This window comes from Mesorhizobium sp. HAY1-8B (assembly GCF_056868045.1).
This window is the reverse complement of sequence record NZ_CP200321.1, coordinates 4,446,882-4,468,437: the sequence shown is the minus strand read 5'-3', so window position 1 is coordinate 4,468,437 and position 21,556 is coordinate 4,446,882. Positions and strand designations below refer to the sequence as shown.

At 62.7% G+C, this 21,556-nt stretch carries 18 protein-coding genes and 1 pseudogene; 15 read left to right on the top strand and 4 right to left on the bottom strand.

Translation table 11 applies throughout. The annotated features are described in order from the left end of the window. The first annotated feature begins 4 nt into the window (after positions 1 to 4). Positions 5 to 925, top strand: a complete 921-nt coding sequence (tsf, locus tag AC1VON_RS21325) for a translation elongation factor Ts (protein ID WP_172350462.1) — start codon at positions 5 to 7, stop codon at positions 923 to 925. Between the two features lie 13 nt (positions 926 to 938). On the opposite strand, the gene AC1VON_RS21320 is transcribed toward tsf, so the two are convergent. Further along, on the bottom strand, positions 939 to 1,874 hold the full coding sequence (locus AC1VON_RS21320; protein WP_483124751.1) for a LysR family transcriptional regulator: 936 nt from the start codon (positions 1,872 to 1,874) through the stop codon (positions 939 to 941). 116 nt (positions 1,875 to 1,990) lie between these two features. Here AC1VON_RS21320 and AC1VON_RS21315 point away from each other — a divergent pair, with 116 nt between their 5' ends. From AC1VON_RS21315 to lpxB, 13 genes and pseudogenes are all read left to right on the top strand, one after another. Next, complete coding sequence (locus AC1VON_RS21315) at positions 1,991 to 2,518, top strand: nuclear transport factor 2 family protein (RefSeq protein ID WP_483124750.1); 528 nt, start codon at positions 1,991 to 1,993, stop codon at positions 2,516 to 2,518. Positions 2,519 to 2,555: 37 nt separating this feature from the next. Next, on the top strand, positions 2,556 to 3,665 hold the full coding sequence (locus tag AC1VON_RS21310) for an aldo/keto reductase (RefSeq protein WP_483124749.1): 1,110 nt from the start codon (positions 2,556 to 2,558) through the stop codon (positions 3,663 to 3,665). A gap of 162 nt (positions 3,666 to 3,827) precedes the next feature. Next, complete coding sequence (gene pyrH, locus AC1VON_RS21305; protein ID WP_172352971.1) at positions 3,828 to 4,550, top strand: UMP kinase; 723 nt, start codon at positions 3,828 to 3,830, stop codon at positions 4,548 to 4,550. 109 nt (positions 4,551 to 4,659) lie between these two features. Then, entirely contained in the window at positions 4,660 to 5,214 is a 555-nt protein-coding gene (gene frr, locus AC1VON_RS21300; RefSeq protein WP_027051885.1) for a ribosome recycling factor, read from the top strand. A gap of 32 nt (positions 5,215 to 5,246) precedes the next feature. Further along, on the top strand, positions 5,247 to 5,981 hold the full coding sequence (locus AC1VON_RS21295; RefSeq protein WP_140773545.1) for an isoprenyl transferase: 735 nt from the start codon (positions 5,247 to 5,249) through the stop codon (positions 5,979 to 5,981). After that, the gene (locus AC1VON_RS21290) at positions 5,978 to 6,793 is read left to right on the top strand and encodes a phosphatidate cytidylyltransferase (RefSeq protein ID WP_483124748.1); all 816 of its coding nucleotides are present in this window, start codon (positions 5,978 to 5,980) and stop codon (positions 6,791 to 6,793) included. The genes AC1VON_RS21295 and AC1VON_RS21290 overlap by 4 nt, the downstream gene beginning before the upstream one ends. A gap of 97 nt (positions 6,794 to 6,890) precedes the next feature. Continuing rightward, positions 6,891 to 8,032 (top strand): annotated as a pseudogene (gene rseP / locus AC1VON_RS21285) (RIP metalloprotease RseP). A 217-nt stretch (positions 8,033 to 8,249) separates the two neighbouring features. Next, positions 8,250 to 10,631, top strand: coding sequence for an outer membrane protein assembly factor BamA (gene bamA, locus AC1VON_RS21280; protein WP_483124747.1), 2,382 nt, complete (start codon positions 8,250 to 8,252; stop codon positions 10,629 to 10,631). 75 nt (positions 10,632 to 10,706) lie between these two features. Beyond that, on the top strand, positions 10,707 to 11,762 hold the full coding sequence (gene lpxD / locus AC1VON_RS21275) for a UDP-3-O-(3-hydroxymyristoyl)glucosamine N-acyltransferase (protein WP_172350469.1): 1,056 nt from the start codon (positions 10,707 to 10,709) through the stop codon (positions 11,760 to 11,762). Beyond that, complete coding sequence (fabZ, locus tag AC1VON_RS21270) at positions 11,755 to 12,222, top strand: 3-hydroxyacyl-ACP dehydratase FabZ (protein ID WP_483124746.1); 468 nt, start codon at positions 11,755 to 11,757, stop codon at positions 12,220 to 12,222. Before lpxD ends, fabZ begins: the two co-directional genes overlap by 8 nt. 13 nt (positions 12,223 to 12,235) lie before the next feature. Then, a complete protein-coding gene (gene lpxA, locus AC1VON_RS21265) occupies positions 12,236 to 13,069 on the top strand; it encodes an acyl-ACP--UDP-N-acetylglucosamine O-acyltransferase (protein ID WP_140773556.1) in 834 nt (277 codons plus the stop codon). Then, positions 13,056 to 13,955 carry an LpxI family protein gene (locus AC1VON_RS21260; protein WP_172350471.1) on the top strand — a complete coding sequence of 300 codons (900 nt, stop codon included), beginning with the start codon at positions 13,056 to 13,058 and terminating at the stop codon, positions 13,953 to 13,955. The genes lpxA and AC1VON_RS21260 overlap by 14 nt, the downstream gene beginning before the upstream one ends. Further along, positions 13,948 to 15,120 carry a lipid-A-disaccharide synthase gene (lpxB, locus tag AC1VON_RS21255; RefSeq protein ID WP_172350472.1) on the top strand — a complete coding sequence of 391 codons (1,173 nt, stop codon included), beginning with the start codon at positions 13,948 to 13,950 and terminating at the stop codon, positions 15,118 to 15,120. The genes AC1VON_RS21260 and lpxB overlap by 8 nt, the downstream gene beginning before the upstream one ends. Before the next feature lie 31 nt (positions 15,121 to 15,151). Here lpxB and gltA read toward each other — a convergent pair whose 3' ends face one another. Together gltA and gltX are read right to left on the bottom strand one after the other, a co-directional pair. Continuing rightward, complete coding sequence (gene gltA, locus AC1VON_RS21250; RefSeq protein ID WP_056577025.1) at positions 15,152 to 16,480, bottom strand: citrate synthase; 1,329 nt, start codon at positions 16,478 to 16,480, stop codon at positions 15,152 to 15,154. Between the two features lie 183 nt (positions 16,481 to 16,663). Continuing rightward, on the bottom strand, positions 16,664 to 18,088 hold the full coding sequence (gltX, locus tag AC1VON_RS21245; protein WP_172350473.1) for a glutamate--tRNA ligase: 1,425 nt from the start codon (positions 18,086 to 18,088) through the stop codon (positions 16,664 to 16,666). 102 nt (positions 18,089 to 18,190) lie between these two features. Here gltX and AC1VON_RS21240 point away from each other — a divergent pair, with 102 nt between their 5' ends. Further along, on the top strand, positions 18,191 to 20,641 hold the full coding sequence (locus tag AC1VON_RS21240) for a ComEC/Rec2 family competence protein (RefSeq protein WP_483124745.1): 2,451 nt from the start codon (positions 18,191 to 18,193) through the stop codon (positions 20,639 to 20,641). Here AC1VON_RS21240 and lexA read toward each other — a convergent pair. Then, positions 20,635 to 21,372, bottom strand: coding sequence for a transcriptional repressor LexA (gene lexA / locus AC1VON_RS21235; protein ID WP_172350475.1), 738 nt, complete (start codon positions 21,370 to 21,372; stop codon positions 20,635 to 20,637). The two genes, AC1VON_RS21240 and lexA, sit on opposite strands and share 7 nt — an antisense overlap. Between the last annotated feature and the right edge of the window lie 184 nt (positions 21,373 to 21,556).

Genomic DNA, 21,556 nt, shown 5'->3' with positions numbered 1-21,556 from the left:
GACAATGAGCATTTCGGCTGCACAGGTCAAAGAACTCCGCGACTTGACCGGCGCGGGCATGATGGACTGCAAGGCGGCGTTGAACGAGACCAACGGCAATATGGAAGAGGCCGTCGACTGGCTGCGCAAGAAGGGCATTTCCAAGGCCGACAAGAAGGCCGGCCGCACCGCTGCCGAAGGCCTGATCGGCGTCGACAATGGTGTGCGCGAGGCCGCGGTCGTCGAGGTCAATTCCGAGACCGACTTCGTTGCCCGCAACGCCGCGTTCCAGGAAATCGTCGCCAACGTCGCCAAGGTCGCTCTCGCCTATGGCACGACCGAAGCGGTTGCCGCCGCCAAATATCCGGGTTCGGACAAGTCGGTCACCGACACCATCAAGGACGCTGTCGGCACCATCGGCGAGAACCTGGGCTTCCGCCGCTCGGCCAAGCTGACCGTTCCGCATGGCGCGGTGGCGACCTATGTCCACAACGCGGTCGCCGACGGCCTTGGCAAGCTCGGCGTGCTGGTCGCGATCGAAACCACGGGCAATGAGCATGCGGCCAACGCCTTCGGCCGCCAGGTCGCCATGCACGTCGCCGCCACCAACCCGATGGCGCTGACGGCAGAGCAGATCGACCCGGCCGCGGTCGAGCGCGAGAAGGCGATCTTCTCCGATCAGGCGCGTCAGTCCGGCAAGCCGGAAGCGATCATCGAGAAGATGGTCGAAGGTCGCCTGCGCAAGTTCTACGAGGAAGTCGTGCTCTTGAAGCAGGCCTTCGTGCTCAATCCCGACATCACCGTCGAGAAGGCGCTGAAGGATGCCGAGAAGGAAATCGGCGCGCCGGCCAAGATCACCGCCTATCTGCGCTTCGCGCTTGGCGAGGGTATCGAGAAGGAAGAGACCGATTTCGCGGCGGAAGTCGCGGCGGCGGTCAAGAAGTAAGCTTCCTATCGCTTTATTCCGACAGTGTTTTTCGGCCTGATGTTCGCATGGATGTCAGGCCGATTTCTTGTGCGGTGTCGATAAACGCCCTCAGCTTCGGCGCCATCGCCGCCCGGCGCGGGAAGTAGAGGAACAGGCCAGGTTCCTCGATCGCTGATTGCGGCAGCACCTGCACCAGGCGGCCGGCCGCAAGATCCGCGCGCGCCAGTGGTTCGAACAGATAGGCAAGGCCTACTCCGGCAAGCGCCAGGTCAATCGCGGCGAGCGAATCCGTGACGATGGCCGTTCCGCCGGTCTCCATGACGACATCCTTGCCGTCCTCCGCCAAATCCCAGCGATAGAGCGCGCCGGAGCGGACAAGCCGGTAACCGATGCAATTGTGGTTGACGAGATCGGCTATGCTGCGCGGGCGGCCACGTCGCCCGATATAGGCGGGAGAGGCGACGATGACGGCTTTGAACGGAGGCGTGAGCCGCACGGCGACCATATCCTGCGCGATCATCTCGCCCAGCCGGATCCCTGCGTCAAAACCTTCGCCGACGATGTCGACCAGCCCCTGGTCGGCGAAGACCTCCACCGTGATGTCCGGATAGCGCTCGGCCATGGCCGCGACGACCGGGGTCACCGCCAATGGGATCGCGATGTTGGAGGCATTGATCCTGAGCAGGCCGGACGGCTTGCCCTTGACACTGCGGATACGATCCATCCGTTCGGCAATATCCTGAAGGGCAGGGGCCGCCGTTTCCACCAGTGCCTTGCCTGTCTCGGTGAGCGAAACGCTGCGTGTCGTACGTGCGAACAGGGGCTGACCGACCCGCTCCTCGACAAGGCGCACCGCATGGCTGACAGCGGACGGACTCATGCCGAGTTCGGCGGCTGCAAGCGCGAAGCCGCCGCGCCGGGCAACGGCAACGACGACAGGCAGATGGCTGAGCAGATCCCGATCCATTCATGAATGATATCGCATGGTCCTTGCGAACAATGCAATCTTATCGATGCCAAGACACCGATCCACATTGTCGCCGACACATCCGCGATTGGCTGATGGCATTGAGGAGAAAAGACATGAATGCGTTGAAGCACGTAACTTTCGCGGCCGGCATGGCGCTGTCGCCGGTCGATGCCGGCGGGACGGAATCGTCCGCCTGGCAAGCGCTCGCGGACGAACGCGCGGTCATCCGTATAGCCGATGCCATCGACCGCGCCGTCGACGCGCGGGACTGGAAACTCGCGCGCAGCTATTTCGCGGATCGGGTTGCCGCTGACTTCAGTAGCCTGTCGGGGCAGCCCGCGGCCATCATTGCCTCCGACGATCTGATCGGCGCCTGGGCCGGCAATCTCAAGGGTTCGAAGACAAGCCTGCACCTGCGCACCAATCACCAGGTCGTTCTCGAGGCGGACACGGCGACCGTCCTGTCGAACGGCTATGCCTGGAACCGGATGGAAGGCAATGGCGACCCGCTTTGGGAGGTCTGGGGCACGTATGAGCACAAGCTGACGCGCGCCGCCACCGACTGGAAGGTCGACGGCTTCGCCTTCCACATGAAGAATGAGCGCGGCAACCCTTGGGTCAAGGCGACGCCGGGCCAGTGATGCCACGGGACTCGCCATCAAGCATTGGAAGACGATCATGACCATGACCTACTACACGCTCGGTAACAGCGGCCTCAGGGTCAGCCGGCTGGCGCTGGGCACCATGACGTTCGGCAAGGAATGGGGCTGGGGAGCCGACAGGGACACGGCCCGCGCGATGTTCGACGCCTATGTCGAGGCGGGCGGCAATTTCTTCGACACGGCGGACCTCTACACCGGGGGCACCGCCGAAGCCTGGCTTGGCGAATTCATCGCCGAGCGGGGCTTGCGCGATACCGCGGTGATCGCCAGCAAGTTCACCATGAACATGCAGCCCGGCAATCCCAATGCCGGCGGCAACGGCCGCAAGAACATCATGCGCGCGATAGACGCTTCACTGAAGCGGTTGGGCACCGACTATATAGATCTCTATCTCATGCATGTGTGGGACAGGTTGACGCCGGCCGAAGAGGTCATGCGCACCCTGGATGACCTGGTGCGGGTGGGCAAGGTGCGCCATGTCGGCCTGTCCGATGTGCCGGCCTGGTATGCGGGGCGGGCACAGGCGATCGCCGAGTTGCGCGGATATGAACCGGTTTCGGCGCTGCAGCTCGAATACTCCCTCGCCGAACGCTCGATCGAGAATGAGTTCGTGCCATTCGGCATGCGCCATGGCGCCGGCATCATGGTCTGGAGCCCGCTGGCCAGCGGGCTGCTCAGCGGCAAATACCGGCCGGTCCAGGCTGGAAATACTGGCCGGCTCGACGGGTTTCGCAACTCGACGCATCCGGGCTTCCAGAAATTCACCGAGCGCAACTGGACTATCGTGGCCGAGCTCGAGAAGGTTGCGTCCCAACTCGGCCGCAGCATGCCGCAGGTCGCGATCAACTGGGTGGCGACGCAGCCGGGGATCGCAACGGTGATCCTGGGTGCAACGACGCTCAGCCAGATCGCGGACAATCTCGGTGCGCTGGACTTCGAGATTCCGGCCGAACTTCGCGACCGGCTGGATTTGGTCAGCGGAACCCCTGCGCCATTCCCCTATTCCTATTTTGGGCCGCAGATACAGGCGCGCGTCACCGGCGGTGCTGCAACCGGCGACAAGCCCTCCGGCTACGCGTCGCCGGTGCTTGTCGAGGGCGAGCCGGCCGGCGTATCCACGGACTGATCGATCGGGCAGGGGTTACCGTGAATTTGCCGATTGGGCGCCGCGTGACATCGCGGCGCCCTTCGTGTATCGGAACTCGGCATCGTGCCAATGTTCGGGGCTCGGCGCCTGCGCGAGGGCGGCCAGCCCGGGCGCGACCACATGCAAAATGAAGAGGACCAGATGACGGTGAAGCCCCTCTACCGACGTGTCTTGTTGAAAGCGTCGGGCGAAGCGTTGATGGGCGAACAGCATTTCGGCATCGACGTCTCGGTCGTGGATCGCATCGCCGCCGACATCGCCGAGGCCCGTGCCCTGGGCATAGAGGTCGGCGTCGTCATCGGCGGCGGCAATATCTTCCGCGGCGTGGCCGTCGCCTCCAAGGGCGGAGACCGCGTCACCGGCGACCACATGGGCATGCTTGCCACGGTCATCAACTCACTGGCGCTGCGCACCTCGCTGCACAAAATCGGCGTTGATGCGGTGGTGCTGTCGGCGATCGCCATGCCAGAACTCTGCGAGAGTTTTTCGCAACGCCAGGCAGACGCTTACATGAACCAGGGCAGGGTGGTGATCTTCGCCGGCGGCACTGGCAATCCGTTCTTCACCACTGATTCGGCCGCAGCGCTTCGCGCGGCTGAAATCGGCGCGGACGCGCTGTTCAAGGGCACGCAGGTCGACGGTGTCTACTCGGCCGACCCGAAGAAGGACCCGAACGCGACCCGTTTCGAGCGCATCAGCCATGCCGAAGTCATAAATCGCGGCCTTTCCATCATGGATACGGCAGCGATTGCACTTGCGCGCGAAAACAACATTCCGATAATCGTCTATTCAATCCACGAAAAAGGTGGTTTCGGCGATATTCTGAGGGGCGGCGGCCGCTGCACGGTCGTCGCGGACGATTGATCCGGGGCCTGATCCCTAGAAAAGGGAAGCCGGCTTTTCGAAAATCAGGCTCGAACGGGGCCTTGCCCCGAAGCAGTGAACCCGCGGCAGACGGGTCGAGGAGACTAAGATGAGTGGTGAGTACGACGATCTCAAGCGGCGCATGGATGGGGCAATAGCCGCGTTCAAGCATGACCTGGCTTCGCTGCGGACCGGTCGCGCCTCCAGCAATCTGCTCGATGCCATCCAGGTGCAGGCCTACGGCACCACGATGCCGATCAACCAGGTCGCCAACGTTACCGTTCCGGAGCCGCGCATGATCTCGGTGTCGATCTGGGACAAGTCGATGGTTGGAGCCGTCGACCGCGCCATCCGGGAATCCAATCTGGGCTTCAACCCGATCGTGGACGGCACCAATCTCAGGATTCCGCTGCCGGAGCTCAACGAGCAGCGCCGCAAGGAACTGGTCAAGATCTCGCATGGCTATGCCGAGAACGCCCGCGTCGCCGCGCGCCATGTGCGCCGCGACGGCATGGACTTCCTGAAGAAGGCGGAGAAGGACGGCACCATCAGCGAGGACGATCAGCGCAAGCGTTCGGACCAAGTCCAGAAGCTCACAGACGAAACAATCAGCACCATCGATCATCTGCTTTCCGACAAGGAAGCTGAAATCATGCAGGTTTAGGGTTGGCCGCAGGCTGACCCGAAAGCGAGATCATGACAACGCCCGCGCATGTCGCGATCATCATGGATGGAAATGGACGCTGGGCCAAGTCGCGCGGCATGCCGAGGCTCGCCGGTCATCGCGCCGGCGTCGAGGCGTTGCGCAAGACGGTGCGCGCGGCACCGGATCTCGGTATCTCCTTCCTGACCGTCTATGCTTTCTCTTCGGAGAACTGGTCGCGGCCGAAGTCCGAAGTCAGCGACCTGATGGGACTGTTGAAGCTTTTCATCCGCCGCGATCTCGCCGAGCTCCATCAGAGCGGCGTGCGGGTCAGGATCATCGGCGACAGGGCAGGGCTGCAGGCCGACATCAGAGGGCTGCTCGACGAGGCCGAATCGCTTACCGCCGGCAACGAAGCGCTGACACTGGTCATCGCCTTCAACTATGGCGGGCGCGACGAGATCGTTCGCACGGCGCGCAAGCTTGCTTCGGCGGTGGCGCGCGGCGAGATCGACAGCGAAGCGATCACCGCCGAAAGCTTTGCCGGCTGTCTCGACACGCAAGGCATTCCAGATCCGGAACTGGTCATACGCACCAGTGGCGAGCTTCGCCTGTCCAACTTCCTCTTGTGGCAGGCCGCCTATAGCGAGCTGGTGTTCCTGCCTTGCTATTGGCCCGATTTCAGCCGCGAGCACCTCGCCGAGGCCTTGCGCGAATTTGCCGGCCGCGAACGCCGTTTCGGCGGATTGGGCCCGCAAGACGTCGCGTCGCGACCGGCCGCGGGATGAGCAACCTTCAGCTCCGCGTCATTTCAGCGGTCGTGCTTGCCGTCATCGCCCTTGGCCTGACCTGGCTTGGCGGCCTGCCTTTCCGACTGCTGTGCGCAGCCATGGTGGCGATGATCTTTTACGAGTGGACACGCATGTCGCGGCCTGTCACGGCCCATGGGCTGGGCTTCCTGCCCGAGGCGCTGGCGGTTGTTTTCATCGGCGCCTTGATCGCCGGCCTTCCTGCGTTCTGGCTGCTGCTGCTTACCGTGATTCTGATTGCCGTGACGGCGATTGCCGCCCTGGTTCGCCAGACCGGGCAGTGGGAGGCAAGCGGTCTTGCCTATGCCAGCGTGTCCGGCCTGTCGCTTGCCCTGCTGCGCGATGGCGACCATGCGGGCCTCGTCGCCATACTGTTCTTGTTCGCGGTCGTCTGGGCGACCGACATTTTTGCCTATTTCGTTGGGCGCGCCGTCGGCGGTCCCAAACTCGCGCCGTCGATTTCGCCCGGCAAGACGCGCAGCGGCGCGCTGGGCGGCGCTGTCGGTGGTGTCGTTGCCGGGGTTATGCTGGCAGCCGCCGCCGGTGCCGGGAACCTGGCGCTGCTCGGCCTTGTGGCACTCGTGCTTTCGATCGTGGCCCAGGCCGGTGACCTGTTCGAATCCTGGGTCAAGCGGCGGCACGGCTGCAAGGATTCGGGTGTCCTCATTCCGGGCCATGGCGGCGTGATGGACCGTGTCGACGGGCTTGTCGCGGCGGCTCTCGCCCTGTACGTCATTGGCTGGATTTCGGCGGGCGCCGATCATCCGGCACAGGGGCTGTTTCCGATTTGAATGATGCCGTTCCACGATCTGGTGCGGACGCGCCTTGGATTCGCCTGGATTGATGTCACAGTCACGGCGCAACTGCGGAAGAATTTGAGGGCCTGAATTGAACGAGATTCTTCACGCGATTTTCAGCACGGAAGGTTTCTTTCTGGGCACGCTGGTGCCGTTTCTCTTCGTGCTGACCGTGGTGGTGTTCGTCCACGAGATGGGCCATTACCTCGTCGGCCGCTGGTGCGGCATCGGGGTCAAGGCCTTTTCGATCGGCTTCGGTCCCGAACTCATCGGTTTCAACGACAGGCATGGCACGCGCTGGAAGCTCTGCGCCATACCGCTTGGCGGCTATGTCAAATTTGTCGGCGACATGAACGCCACCTCCAGCCAGCCTACCTCGGATGAACTCGAGACGCTGACCGACGAGGAGCGCAAGGTCGCCTTTCACACCCAGGCGATCTGGAAGCGCGCGGCGACCGTGGCGGCCGGGCCTCTGTTCAACTTCCTGCTGACGATCGTCGTCTTTGCCGTCCTGTTTGCGGCCTATGGGCGGTATGTCGCGGAGCCCATGGTGGCGGAGGTTACGACAGACAGTCCCGCGGCGAAGGCCGGCATCCAGCCCGGGGACCGATTCGTCAGCGTCGATGGCAGCAAGGTCGAAACCTTCGGCGATGTGCAGCGGCTGGTTTCGGGCCGGGCCGGCGATGCCATCACCTTCGTCATGCTGCGCGATGGCAAGGAAGTCACGGTCACCGCGACCCCGCAGTTGATGGAGCAGGAAGACGCGCTCGGCAACAAGGTCAAGGTCGCGGTGATCGGCGTCGTCAACAACAAGGAACTCGGCCAGCCCCGCCTCATTACCTACACGCCGGTCGGTGCCGTGGCGGCCGCCGTCGAGGAAACTGGCCACGTCATCGAGCGCACCGGCCAGTTCCTGAAGCGTTTCGCCGCAGGGCGCGAGGACAAGTGCCAGTTGGGTGGTCCCGTCAAGATCGCCGACATGGCAGGCAAGGCGGCGAAACTGGGTTTCGAGTGGCTGGTTCAGCTCGTGGCGCTGCTGTCTGTCGGGATAGGCATTCTCAATCTTTTGCCGATTCCCCCCTCGACGGCGGCCATCTGTTGTTCTACGGGGTGGAGGCCGTCATTCGCCGACCGGTGTCGGAACGGATGATGGAAATGGCCTATCGGGCCGGTCTGCTCCTTGTCCTGTGCTTCATGGGTTTCGTGTTCTGGAATGATCTCTTTGGATGCTGAAATCATGAAGAAATTCGGCTTCGACATGGCCAATGTTGAGACGCCGTTTACCATGCACGGGGATATGAGTGACGCGAAAGCCACGCACCAGGGTTAAGTAAATACAAATTAACCAGAAGCCTTGCGTGTAGGGAAAATCCGGTTAATACGGTAGGGGAAATTACCGCACGTCCGGTTTTCTCGCCGTGGGGACTACGAGAAAAGGTTATTAAGCCCGATGAAGGCAGCATCCAAGTTTCTGAACGCCGCGTCAGCGGCGGCACTGTCCGCCGCTTTGGTCGTACCAGGTGCGCTCGCAGTGCAATTCGTTGCCACATCGGCGGCTGAAGCCGCTGTCGTCAGCAGGGTGGAGGTGACCGGCAACCAGCGTGTCGACGCCGAGACCATCCGCAACTACATCACCATCAAGCCGGGCAAGGCCTTCTCCAGTTCGGACATCGACAGCGCGGTCAAGGCGCTGTTCGGCACCGGTCTGTTCTCGGATGTCCAGATCAACCAGGTCGGCTCGACGCTGGTGGTCAAGGTTGCCGAGTACAAGGTCGTCAACCAGGTGCTGTTCCAGGGCAACAAGAAGCTCAAGGACAATGCGCTTCAGGCCGCGGTTCAGCTGAAGCCGCGAGGCACGTTCTCGCAGGCGACGCTCGATTCCGATGTCGAGGCGGTCAAGGCCGCTTACAGGCGCATCGGCCGCGACGATGCTGGCGTGACCGCGCAGATCATGGAACTCGGCGACAACCGCGTGAACGTGGTTTTTCACATCACGGAAGGCGACCGCACGCAGATCGCGGCGATCAACTTCGTCGGCAACAGCGCCTATTCGAGCCGTCGCCTGTCGGACGTGATCAACACCAAGCGCTCGTCCTGGGTTTCATTCATCCTGCGTGACGACGTCTACGATGAGGACAAGCTGCGCGCCGACCAGGAGCTGCTTCGCCGCTTCTACTACAATCACGGCTATGCCGATTTCCAGGTCGTGTCGGCCGTCGGCGAACTCGACAGCGCCACGAACAAGTACACGGTCACCATCACCGTCCAGGAAGGCGAGCGCTACACGTTCGGCGACATCAGCGTCGAAAGCACGATCCCGGAAGTCGACTCCAAGTCACTGGAATCGGTGGTCGAAACCCGTAAGGGCGACGTCTACAATGCCAAGAACGTCGAGGACTCCATCATCGCGCTGACCGAGAAGGTGGCCGGCTCCGGCTATGCCTTTGCGCAGGTGACGCCGCGCGGCGACCGCAACTTCGAGAACCATACGATTTCGGTGGTCTATACGGTCGACCAGGGCACCAAGGCCTATATCGAGCGCATCGAGATCCGCGGCAACGATCGCACGCGCGACTATGTCATTCGCCGCGAATTTGACGTCAGCGAAGGCGATGCGTTCAACCAGGTGCTCATCCAGCGCGCGAAGAAGCGTCTGGAAGACTTGAATTATTTTGAGAAAGTCGACATCTCGACTGTACCCGGCTCGCAGCCGGACCAGGTCGTGCTGGTGGTCGATGTGGTCGAGAAGTCGACAGGTGAATTCTCCGTTGGCGCCGGCTATTCGACCGGTGGCGACACGGCGGGTCCGTCCGTCGAAGGGTCGATCACCGAGCGCAACTTCCTCGGCCGTGGCCAGTTCATCAAGGTGTCGGCGGGTGGTGGCAAGAATTCGCGCGACTACAGCCTGTCCTTCACTGAGCCGTATTTCCTCGGACGGCGCATCGCCGCCGGTTTCGACATCTACAAGTCGACGAGGCAGTACAACAACAATTACGACAGCGACACTACGGGCGCGACGATCCGCTTCGGACTGCCGATCACCAACAGCATCACGACCCAGCTCGCGTACAATATCTCGCAAGAGAAGTACTCGGTGGACGACAGTTGCGGTCCCACGAGTCCTGGAGATCCCGACGGTACCTGTAACATCTCCCAGGCTGTCCTGGACGGCATCGAGCAGAGTCCGTGGATCAAATCGTCGGTCAGCCTGGGGCTGGTCTACAACACTATCGACGACATGAAGAACCCGCATGAGGGTATCTATGCCAACACGACCGTCGAGGTCGCGGGTCTTGGCGGCGATGCCAAGTTCGTGAAGGTCACGGGACGCGGCAGCATCTATCAGACGCTGTCCGAACAGCTCGATCTTGTCGGTCTCATTTCGGGTGGCGCCGGTCATGTCGAGGGTTACGGCAACGACGGCGACCTGCGCATCTTCGATCACTTCCAGAGCACCGACCGCATGATCCGCGGTTTTGCCTATGGTGGCATCGGCCCGGTCGCTTCCGGCACCAGCGGTGACCATCTCGGCGGCACCACATATTTCAACGCGTCGGCCGAGGCCCAGTTCCCACTGCCGGTCGTACCTGAGAGCTTCGGCCTGCGCGGCGCTGTATTTGCCGATGCGGCGACGCTTTATGGCAGCAAGATTGCCGATCAGAGCTTGGTCAACCAAGACTTTACCGGTATGAAATTGCGCGCTTCGGTCGGTCTCGGCCTGATGTGGGCCTCGCCGTTCGGTCCGATCCGTATCGACTATGCGATCCCGGTCAAGAAGGAAGCGAGCGACGACGTGCAGGAATTCAACTTCGGCATATCGACCCGCTTCTGATCGGCGGCCAACGATGCTCCCGGATTGTTTTGATCCGGGAGAAATGTTCCGACCTAGCTGGATATAGCTTCTGGAATGACCGACCCGGTGTTCTTCGCGCCATCACGCCGGTATACGGCGGCCGAAGTCGCGAATCTGACCGGCTCGGTGCTTGTCGATTCCGGCCAATCCGACGTTTCGATCGAAGCGCTGGCACCAGCCAACGAAGGCGCTGCCAACGCGCTCGTCTTCGTCGACGGCAGACGCAATTCCGCGCTGATGCCGTCGCTGCGGGCGGCTGCGGTCCTGTGTCCGGCGGAATTCGCCAACAAGGCGCCGGCCGGTGTCGCTGTGCTGATCCACCCACGGCCGCAACAGGCATTCGCGCTCGTCGGCCGGCTGCTGTTCCCGACAGCCGCCACGCCAGGGCCAATGACCGGTGAAACCGGCGTTTCGCCGCATGCCCATGTCGATCCGACCGCGCATATCGAAGCCGGCGCCATCATCGAGGCCGGCGTGGTCATCGGGCCGGGCGTCTCGATCGGTCGCGGGACCGTCGTCGCACCCAACGCGGTCATTGGACAGTCGTGCCAGATCGGCCGTGACGGCTATGTCGGCCCGGGTGCCAGCATCCAGTATGCGCTGATCGGCAACCGGGTCATCATCCATGGCGGCGCCAGGATTGGCCAGGACGGCTTCGGCTTCGTTGCCGGCGCCAAAGGGCCGGAGCGGGTTCCCCAGATCGGGCGGGTCGTCATCCAGGACGATGTCGAGATCGGCTCCAATTCGACCGTCGATCGTGGCGCCATGTCCGACACGATCATCGGCCAGGGTACCAAGATCGACAATCTCGTCCAGATCGCCCATAACGTCCGCATCGGTCGCAATTGCATAGTAGCCGGGCTTTCAGGTATTTCCGGTTCCGTGGTCGTGGGTGACAATGTCACGATGGGTGGCGGCGTCGGACTTGCCGATCACCTGACCATCGGCACAGGAGCCAAGCTTGCCGCCAGAAGTGGATTTATGAGCAATGTCCCTGCCGGCGAGATCTGGGGCGGTTATCCGGCACAGCCGATGGCGGAAGCCATGCGGGAGATAGCCATGTTGCGCACGATGGCCAGGGCACGCAAGCAGGGCAAGGACAATGGCTGATATGGTGGCGGCGACGACGCTGGAAGCGGTCGACATATTGGGGCTGATGAAGCTTCTGCCGCATCGCTATCCCTTCCTGATGATCGACCGCATCGTCGACATCGATGGCGATGAATTTGCCATCGGCATCAAGAACGTCACCATCAACGAGCCGCATTTTCAGGGGCATTTTCCCGATCAGCCCGTGATGCCAGGCGTGCTGATCGTCGAGGCCATGGCACAGACGGCGGGCGCCATCTGCATCCGAAGCCTTGGGGCGTCGAAGCCGTCGCTGGTCTATTTCCTGACCATCGACAACGCCAAATTCCGCAAACCGGTCGTTCCCGGCGACCAGTTGAAGATCCATGTCAAGAAAATCAAGAAGCGTGGCAACCTGCTCAAATTCGCCTGTGAAGCCCTGGTCGATGGCACCAAGGCAGCCGAGGCCGAGATTTCAGCCATGATGGTCACCGGCGACTGACGATCGAGTGCCTATGAAAATCAAGACTTCAATCCATCCTTCTTCCGTTGTGGAAGAGGGCGCTCAAATCGGCCAAGGTGTGCGCATAGGGCCGTTCTGCCATGTCAGCGCCGATGCCGTGATCGGTGATGGCGTCGAACTGGTCAGCCATGTCTCGGTGATGGGCGCGACCACCATCGGGGCGTCCACCAAGGTTTATCCGATGGCGATATTGGGCGCGCCGCCGCAGAACACCAAGCACAAGGGCGGCCGCACCACGCTGGTCATCGGTGCCAATTGCACCATCCGCGAAGGCGTCACCATGCATGTCGGCACGGATACCAGCCGCGGCGAGACGACGGTCGGCGACAACGGCAATTTCCTTGCCTATGCCCACATCGCCCATGATTGCGTGGTCGGCAAGAACGCCACCTTCGCCAACGGCGCGACGCTGGGCGGACACTGCGAGATCGGCGATAACGTCTATATTGGCGGCCTCAGCGCCGTTCATCAGTTCGTGCGTGTCGGCGATAACGCCTTTCTCGGCGGGTGCTCGGCTTTTGTCGGTGATGTCATTCCCTATGCCATTGCCGTTGGCAACCGCGCCAGCTTGCGCGGCTTGAACATCATCGGCCTCAAGCGTGCCGGTCTGCCGCGTTCCGAAATCTATCTGTTGCGCAAGGCTTACAGGACGATCTTCGACCGCTCCCGCACCGTCGGCGAGAACATCGAATTCGCCAAGGCCGAGTTCGCCTCTTCACCGACCGCCATGAAGATCATCGATTTCATCACCAGTCGCGGCAAGCGGCACTATGCGGTGCCATCGCTCAAGGGCAGCGACGGCGACGATGCCGATGATGAAGACTGAGACGGCTTCTGCTGGTCTTGATCTCCCGCCTGGTGCCAGGGTCGGCATCATCGCCGGCGGCGGCAGTCTTCCCGTTGAAGTCGCGGCCGGCTCGGCCGAGCAGGGGTACCCGCCCTTCGTCGTCCTCATGGACGGCGAGGCTGATCGCCTAGTGGAATTGCGCCAGTATGACCATGAGACCTTGGCCCTGGAGGCGATCGGCTCGCTTGTTCCATTGCTCAAGCGTCACCGGATCACCCATCTTGTGCTTGCCGGCGAGATCAAGCGCCGGCCAAGGCTGACGCATCTGCGCCCAAGCCTCAGCCTGCTTGCGGTGATACCGGTTGTCGTGATGGCACTGGCGCGCGGCGACGATGGGCTGCTGAAAGTGGTGGCGCGAGGCCTCGAGGCACGAGGAATAAAGGTCGTGGGGGCCCACGAAATCGTGCCGAACCTTGTGGCAGCCGAAGGGACCTTGACCAAGGTGGAGCCGCAGAAGTCCGACTGGCGCGACATCGAGGCGGGCTTCGCGGCGGCAAAGGCCATCGGAGCGCTGGATATCGGCCAGGCGGCGATCGCGGTCGGCGGCCGGACCATCGCGCTTGAGGGTATCGAGGGTACGGCCGGATTGCTCGATCGCGCCAGGCTGCTGCGTGGCCACGGCCGCATCGCCGGGAAGACGCGCGGCGTCCTCGTCAAATGCGCCAAGCCCGGCCAGGAGCTGCGCGCGGATCTTCCGTCCATAGGACCGCAGACGGTCGAAGCAGCCCACGTGGCCGGGCTTGCGGGCATTGCCATCGAGGCGGGACGCTCGCTGATCCTCGAGGGTCCCGCAACCCTGTCGCGCGCCAATGAACTCGGTCTGTTCATCGTCGGCCTGGCCGTCGCGGAGCCGGCGCATGGCTGACAGGGCGCTGAAGATCGCGATCGTCGCGGGAGAGGAATCAGGCGATCTGCTTGGTGCCGACATCGTGCGTGAGCTTCGCCAGATGACGGGCCGCGAGATGCAACTCGCCGGCCTCGGCGGCCGGCATCTCGGCGAACTGGGCCTGGTGTCGCCGTTCGATGCCGGTGAGATTGCTCTGATGGGTTTCAGTGCCGTCCTGCGCGATCTGCCGCGCCTCGTCAGGCGGATCGGTCAACTGGCCAAAACCATCGCGGACGAGAAGCCGGACTGTCTGGTCACCATCGACAGCCCGGACTTTTCCTTGCGTGTCGCCAGGAAGGTGCGTGCGGCCAATCCGTCGATTCCCATCATCCACTATGTCTGTCCAAGCGTCTGGGCGTGGCGGCCGGGCAGGGCGGTGGCTATGAGGCCTTACGTCGACCATATCCTGTGCATCCTGCCGTTCGAGGTGAAGGAACTCGAGCGGCTGGGTGGCCCGCCCGGCACCTATGTCGGGCACCGCCTCACGCATGAGGCAGGTGTGCTTGCCGCCGCGAAGGCGCAAGAATTGCCGCGCGATCTTGCCCAGGACCGCATCAAGACGTTGCTGGTGCTGCCCGGCTCGCGGCGCGGCGAGGTGCGCCGGCTGATCGAACCATTCGGCGAGACGGTGTCGATGCTGCGCGCGCGCGGACATAGGCTGCGGCTGTTGCTGCCGACGGTTCCCCATGTCGCCGACCTCGTCAAATCCTCGGTCAACCGTTGGGATGAAAAGCCTGAGATCATCGTCGATCCGCAACGCAAATGGCAGGCTTTCGGCAAGGCCGATGCCGCGCTGATCGCATCGGGAACGGTATCGCTGGAGCTGGCGCTGTCGGGCGTGCCGATGGTCTCGTGCTACAGGCTCGATCCCATAGCTCGTGCCGTCGCGCCCTATTTCGTTTCCGTCTGGTCGGCGCTGCTGCCCAACCTGATTGCGGATCGTGCGCTTATTCCGGAGTTCTACAACGAATACGTCAAGCCGAACAATCTGGCTCGGCAAATGGAAGCGCTGTTCGCCGACAGCGGCATGCGCGTCTGGCAGAAAGACGGCTTTGCCGAGATCGCGCGGCGCATGGCGACGGACAAACCGTCGGGCGAGATCGCGGCGGGCGTTGTGCTTCGCCATATAAAAAAGGCGCCCTGACAGGCGCCTTTTTCGGTCAAGACAGCTTTAGTCAGCGCTTGGCGATCGGCACGTAGTCACGCTCTGGGGCGCCGGTGTAGAGCTGACGCGGGCGGCCGATCTTCTGGCGCGGGTCCTCGATCATCTCCTTCCACTGCGCGATCCAGCCGACGGTACGGGCGACCGCGAATAGCACCGTGAACATGGTGGTGGGGAAGCCGAGCGCCTTCAGCGTGATGCCGGAATAGAAGTCAACATTCGGATAGAGCTTCTTCTCGATGAAATAGGGATCGGTCAGCGCGATCTTTTCCAGTTCCATGGCGATGTCGAGCAGCGGATCGTCCTTGATGCCGAGTTCGCCCAGAACCTCGTGCGCCGTCTTCTGCATGATTTTCGCACGAGGATCGTAGTTCTTGTAGACGCGGTGGCCAAAACCCATCAGCCGGAACGGATCGTTCTTGTCCTTGGCGCGGGCGATGAATTCCGGGATGTGATCGACATGGCCGATCTCGCCCAACATGTTGAGCGCCGCTTCATTGGCGCCTCCGTGGGCCGGGCCCCAAAGGCAAGCGATGCCGGCGGCGATGCAGGCGAACGGGTTGGCGCCAGAAGAGCCGGCAAGGCGAACCGTCGAGGTCGAGGCATTCTGCTCGTGATCGGCATGCAGGATGAAGATGCGCTCCATGGCGCGCGCCAGCACCGGGTTGATCTTGTACTCCTCGCACGGCACCGCAAAGCACATATGCAGGAAGTTTGCCGCGAAACCGAGATCGTTCTTCGGGTAAATGAAGGGCTGGCCGATGTGGTACTTGTAGGCCATGGCCGCGATCGTCGGCATCTTGGCGATCAGACGCATGGAAGCGACCATGCGCTGGTACGGGTCCGAGATGTCGGTGGAGTCATGGTAGAAGGCAGACAGCGCGCCGACCACGCCGCACATCACAGCCATCGGGTGCGCATCGCGACGGAAGCCGGTGAAGAAGCGCGACATCTGCTCGTGCACCATGGTGTGGCGCGTTACGCGGTAATCGAAATCGTCCTTCTGCGCCTTGGTCGGCAGTTCGCCGTAGAGCAGGAGGTAGCAGACTTCGAGGAAGTCGCCGTGTTCAGCCAATTGGTCGATCGGATAGCCACGATGCAAGAGGATGCCGGCATCGCCGTCGATGAAGGTGATTTCGGACTCGCAGCTCGCGGTCGAGGTGAAACCGGGGTCGTAAGTGAACGCGCCGGTGGTGCTGTAGAGCGAGGCGATGTCGATGACGTCAGGTCCGACGGAGCCGCTTCGCACCTTGAATTCATGAGTCTTGCCGGCGAATTCAAGCGTTGCCGTAGCTTCTTGGTTCTTGCCGCCCACATCCAGTTTTTTCGCAGCTTCGGTCATTGCAAACTCCTTCTTGTTTCCTCATGCCGGCAAAGGCAAATCTCTGCAGAGCGACACGTCGAATCACCGCAATGCGCGTATTCGCCACCGCATTTTAGGAGGTGCGTGCCAGATTGGGCCAAGGCCTAATGTTGCACTGCGAAACGCGCCTTTCAATGCCAATCTTCTTGGGCCAGTTTGCTCCTAATCGATTTGATCCGCTATGCGCGCCAGGCTCTCCTCGCGTCCAAGCACGGCAAGCACGTCGAACACACCCGGCGAGGTGCTTTTGCCAGTCAGCGCGGCCCGCAGGGGTTGGGCCACGGCGCCAAGCTTATGGCCACCGGCAAGCGCATAATCGCGGATCGCGGCCTCCGCCGCGGCAGCCGTCCAGTCGCCCGAAACCGCGTTCAAAGCTTCGTGAGCGCCACGCAGGATCTTGCGCGCATCGTCATTGAGCAAGAGGGCCGCTTTGTCGTCGATCGGCAGCGGGCGCGTGGCGAACAGGAAGGCCGCGCCATCGACAAGCTCGACCAGCGTCTTGGCGCGCTCCTTCAGCCCCGGAAGGGCTGCCAGCAGTTGCGCCTTGTTCGTGTCGTCAAGGCGTGCGGCCATCGCCGGGCCACCCTCGAGATAGGGTAGAGTGGCGATGAAGATGTCGAACAGTTCGGCGTCGGCCATGCGGCGCATATGCGCGCCATTGATTGCTTCCAGCTTGGCGAAATCGAAGCGGGCCGCGCCCTTGTTGACGTCGCCGATGTCGAACCAGGAGATCATGTCCTTGATCGACATGATCTCGTCGTCGCCGTGGCTCCAGCCCAGGCGCGCCAGATAGTTGAGCAGCGCCTCCGGCAGGTAGCCCATGGCGCGATAGGCCTCGACGCCAAGCGCGCCGTGGCGCTTCGACAGCTTGGCTCCGTCGGCGCCGTGGATCAGCGGGATGTGCGCCATCGACGGGACGTCCCAGCCCATGGCGTTATAGATCACGGTCTGGCGGGCGGCATTGGTCAGGTGGTCGTCGCCACGGATGATGTGCGTGACACCCATGTCGTGGTCGTCGACGACGACGGCATGCATGTAGGTCGGGTTACCATCCGAACGCAGGATGATGAAGTCGTCGAGATCCTTGTTGGGAAAGCGCACCTCGCCTTGGACGCGGTCGTGGACGATCGTCTCGCCCTCGGTCGGCGCCTTGATGCGGATGGCGCCCTTGACGCCAGCCGGCGCCTCGGATGGATCGCGATCGCGCCACTGACCATTGTAGCGCGGCGGCAGACCTTTTGCGCGAGCCGCCTCGCGCATCGCCTCCAGTTCGGCAGGCGTCTCGTAGCTGTAATAGGCCTTGCCCAGGCGCACGAGCTCCTCCGCGACCTCGCGGTGGCGCGGGGCACGCTCGAACTGCGAAACCGCATCGCCGTCCCAGCCAAGACCGAGCCAGGAGAGTCCGTCCAGGATGGCGGCCGTCGCCGCATCGGTCGAACGCTCGCGATCGGTGTCCTCGATGCGCAGCAGCATCGTGCCGGCGGTATGTTTGGCATAGAGCCAGTTGAACAGCGCCGTGCGCGCGCCTCCAATATGCAGGTAACCGGTGGGCGAGGGGGCAAAACGGGTGACGACCTTGTCGGACATGAAACTCTCGGAAACCATCTGAAGCGGGGCGCGGCGGCGCGGACTTTCGCGCGTTGCGCGTTCATGTAGCATAGGGCGTCAGGGGTGCAAGGGGCAGACCCGATGGCTGGACGTGGCCGGGGCTCGGATCAGGGCGAGGACGCTGTTGTTGGCGTCAGCGAGCGGTCCCTGTTTGCGATCCCGCCGCCGGCCTCGCTGCCGCCATCACCTCTCCTTCCCGGCTCCGGCAGCCAACCTTTGCCAGCGGGTGCCCCAGCACCAATTCCGCCCGCCACTGGCCGGATTGCGCGTGTCGGGCGGCAAATCGGCCAGGCTTCCTTGCGTCGCCTGCGCCACAGTGTGACGACGGCAGCGGAACTGGAGCTTGACCGAGGCGCTGCCTTCCTGCTGGTGCCGGTCTGCCTGGCCGCGGGTGCGATCGGCTACTATTCGCTGGCGGCGGAGCCTGACTTCGCAAAGCCCGTCGCGATCGTCGTGCTGATGGCGATCTGTGCGCTTGTCTCGCGCTCCTGGCCGAAAACCCATCTGGCTTTCATGGCGGCATTGTTGTGCGCGCTGGGCCTGCTTGCCGCCAAGGTCGAGACCTGGCGGGCGGGCACCCGGATGCTGGGTTCGGAAATCTCGACGCAAGTGACCGGCCGCGTCGTCTCGCTCGAGCGCATGGAGACCGGCCGCATCCGATTGACGATAGACGTGACGTCGACGGCGCGGCCAAAACTGCGTTACGCGCCGGAAAGGGTCCGGCTTTCAGCGCGCAAGATACCTGACGACATGACCGCCGGCTCGCTGATATCGGGCTATGCCAAACTGCTGCCGCCGACCGGTCCGGTGCGGCCGGACAGCTACGATTTCTCCTTCGACAGCTACTTTGCCGGCATCGGTGGCAGCGGCTTCTTCCTTGGCAATCCAAAAATCATCTCCGCCGACGACGATGAGATGCCGCTGTCGGCCCGCCTGTTTTCGGGGATAGAAAATGCGCGCGAAGCCATCGCCGACCATATCAGGGGCGTTGTTGGCGGCGCCGAAGGCGAGATCGCGGCAGCGCTGATCGTTGGCGTGCGCGCCGGCATTCCCGATGAAATCAACGAAGCGATGCGGCGCACTGGCATCTATCACATCATCTCCATATCGGGACTGCATATGGCGCTGGTCGCCGGCACCATCATGGGTCTGCTGCGCGGTGCCTTCGCGCTTTTCCCGGATTTTTCCGCGCGTCGGCCGGTGAAGAAATATGCGGCCGCCGCGGCACTGTTGTCGATCGCCGCCTACCTCGTCATCTCAGGCGTCGTCGTTGCCGCCGAGCGCAGCTTCATCATGCTGGCGGTGATGCTGATTGCCGTATTGTTCGATCGCGCGGCGCTGACCATGCGCAACCTCGCTATCTCGGCGATCGCCGTCATCGTGGTGTCGCCGCATGAAGTGGTCGGCCCGAGTTTCCAGATGTCGTTCGCCGCGACGGCCGCACTGGTCGGCGCCTATGCCGGCTGGGCGGATCACCGTGCGGGAAAGACAAGACCGCCACCGCCAAGGCGATCCCTGCCGGGGTTCCTGACGCGAAAATTCCTCGCGCTCACGGGAGGGGTGGCGATGACGTCCATCATTGCCGGCAGCGCCACGGCGCTGTTTGCCATATGGCACTTCCAGCGTGTGTCGCCGCTCAGCCTGTTCGCAAATCTGGCTGTCATGCCAATTGTCTCAGTCGTCATGTTTCTGGCGGTTGTCAGCGCCTTGACAATGCCCTTCGGTCTGGACGGACCTTTTCTCTACCTCATGGGCAAGGGCCTGACCGCGATGATCGCCATATCGGCGTGGATATCGGAACGCTCCCCCGTCGATGCGGTCGGGCTGATTTCACAACACTCCGTGCTGCTGGTGACGATCGCCCTGGTCATCGCGACGATGGCGACGACATGGCTGCGGCTCGCGGCAGTGCCATTCGCGCTCGCCGGCCTGTTGACAGTGTCGGATACACGCACGCCGGACGTGCTGATCTCCGAAGACGCGCGGCTGGTTGCGCTGCCGATCGGCGGCGGCGAACTCGCGGTCAGCCGGGCTCGTCCAAACGAATTCACCGTCGACAATTGGAAACGCGCGCTGGTGTCCGAAACCATCGTCGTGCCGGAGATGTTCAACAAGGCGGACGGGCAATTCGACTTGGCCGATGCGGTCAATCTGCCGCCGGGGGCGCCGTTTTATTGCACGGAGGGCATCTGTCTCGCCCGGCATCCGTCTGGCGCGATCATCGCGCATGTCGAAGACCGCAAGGCTACCTGGAAGGCCTGCGGCTTCGCCGACCTGATCGTTGTCAATGATGCGACGGGCTACGATGCCTGCCACAACCCGCTGGTTCTCGTCGTTACCAAACGGCAACTCGCACGCAAGGGCAGTGCCGCTGTCTTCTTCGACCGCCAATCGGCGACCAGCCCGCCAACCATCAGCTTCGCCGTGGACGGGCCCTATCGGCCCTGGCACACGCAACGAAAGTTTTCGCGTGAGGCGAGGGGACTGCCGCCCTATCAAAAACCTGAAACGCCGGCCGCTCCTGCTCAGTAGCGCCTGATCAGGCCGACTAGCTTGCCTTGCACCTTGACCCTGTCCGGCCCGAAAATGCGCGTCTCGTAGGCCGGGTTGGCGGCTTCAAGGGCAATCGAGGCGCCCTTGCGGCGGAACCGCTTCAAGGTCGCTTCCTCCTCGTCGACCAGCGCCACGACGATCTCGCCTGGGCTCGCCGTATCGGCGTTGCGGATAATGACTGTATCGCCATCGAAGATGCCGGCCTCGATCATCGAGTCACCCTTGACCTCCAGCGCATAGTGCTCGCCACCCATGATCATGTCCGGAGGCACCGAGATCGAATGCGTCTGATGCTGGATGGCATCGATCGGCACACCTGCGGCGATACGGCCCATCACCGGGATCGACACGGCAGAGACCGCGTCGTAGTCATTGCCGGCAGAGGGCAAGCGCGACGGCGCCGGCTTGATCTGACGGCCTAGGCCGCCCTGACCAAGACTGCCTTGAATGACACTCGGCGAGAATTTCTTTGCCGCGTTGAGGCCGGGCGCGATCGAATCCGGCAGTCGCAGCACTTCCAATGCCCGCGCCCGGTTGGGCAGCCGCCTGATAAAGCCGCGTTCCTCCAGCGCCGTGATCAGGCGATGTATCCCTGACTTGGAGGCGAGATCCAGCGCCTCCTTCATCTCGTCAAAGGAAGGCGGGATACCGCTTTCCTTCAGCCGTTCATGAATGAACATCAGCAGTTCATGTTGCTTACGCGTCAGCATGGCGCCCCCCAGGCATTGAACGAAGGGAATCGGAATCGAAAAACAAACCCAGAACAAACACTATCTGTTCCAGTTGTGTTCCGCAACTGTTTAAAGTTTAGTGAATTTGTTAAGGCATCTGAAATTGTCTGCCGCCGGCAGCGGGCAGCGATCGGCCGCCTTCGCCGCCAGCGCGAGCATTGAA

Bases quoted from the DNA above. Each gene is read 5' to 3' on its own strand.
- tsf (WP_172350462.1), top strand. From the start codon at position 5: ATGAGCATTTCGGCTGCACAGGTCAAAGAACTCCGCGACTTGACCGGC.
- AC1VON_RS21320 (WP_483124751.1), bottom strand. From the start codon at position 1,874: ATGGATCGGGATCTGCTCAGCCATCTGCCTGTCGTCGTTGCCGTTGCC.
- AC1VON_RS21315 (WP_483124750.1), top strand. From the start codon at position 1,991: ATGAATGCGTTGAAGCACGTAACTTTCGCGGCCGGCATGGCGCTGTCG.
- AC1VON_RS21310 (WP_483124749.1), top strand. From the start codon at position 2,556: ATGACCATGACCTACTACACGCTCGGTAACAGCGGCCTCAGGGTCAGC.
- pyrH (WP_172352971.1), top strand. From the start codon at position 3,828: ATGACGGTGAAGCCCCTCTACCGACGTGTCTTGTTGAAAGCGTCGGGC.
- frr (WP_027051885.1), top strand. From the start codon at position 4,660: ATGAGTGGTGAGTACGACGATCTCAAGCGGCGCATGGATGGGGCAATA.
- AC1VON_RS21295 (WP_140773545.1), top strand. From the start codon at position 5,247: ATGACAACGCCCGCGCATGTCGCGATCATCATGGATGGAAATGGACGC.
- AC1VON_RS21290 (WP_483124748.1), top strand. From the start codon at position 5,978: ATGAGCAACCTTCAGCTCCGCGTCATTTCAGCGGTCGTGCTTGCCGTC.
- bamA (WP_483124747.1), top strand. From the start codon at position 8,250: ATGAAGGCAGCATCCAAGTTTCTGAACGCCGCGTCAGCGGCGGCACTG.
- lpxD (WP_172350469.1), top strand. From the start codon at position 10,707: ATGACCGACCCGGTGTTCTTCGCGCCATCACGCCGGTATACGGCGGCC.
- fabZ (WP_483124746.1), top strand. From the start codon at position 11,755: ATGGCTGATATGGTGGCGGCGACGACGCTGGAAGCGGTCGACATATTG.
- lpxA (WP_140773556.1), top strand. From the start codon at position 12,236: ATGAAAATCAAGACTTCAATCCATCCTTCTTCCGTTGTGGAAGAGGGC.
- AC1VON_RS21260 (WP_172350471.1), top strand. From the start codon at position 13,056: ATGATGAAGACTGAGACGGCTTCTGCTGGTCTTGATCTCCCGCCTGGT.
- lpxB (WP_172350472.1), top strand. From the start codon at position 13,948: ATGGCTGACAGGGCGCTGAAGATCGCGATCGTCGCGGGAGAGGAATCA.
- gltA (WP_056577025.1), bottom strand. From the start codon at position 16,480: ATGACCGAAGCTGCGAAAAAACTGGATGTGGGCGGCAAGAACCAAGAA.
- gltX (WP_172350473.1), bottom strand. From the start codon at position 18,088: ATGTCCGACAAGGTCGTCACCCGTTTTGCCCCCTCGCCCACCGGTTAC.
- AC1VON_RS21240 (WP_483124745.1), top strand. From the start codon at position 18,191: ATGGCTGGACGTGGCCGGGGCTCGGATCAGGGCGAGGACGCTGTTGTT.
- lexA (WP_172350475.1), bottom strand. From the start codon at position 21,372: ATGCTGACGCGTAAGCAACATGAACTGCTGATGTTCATTCATGAACGG.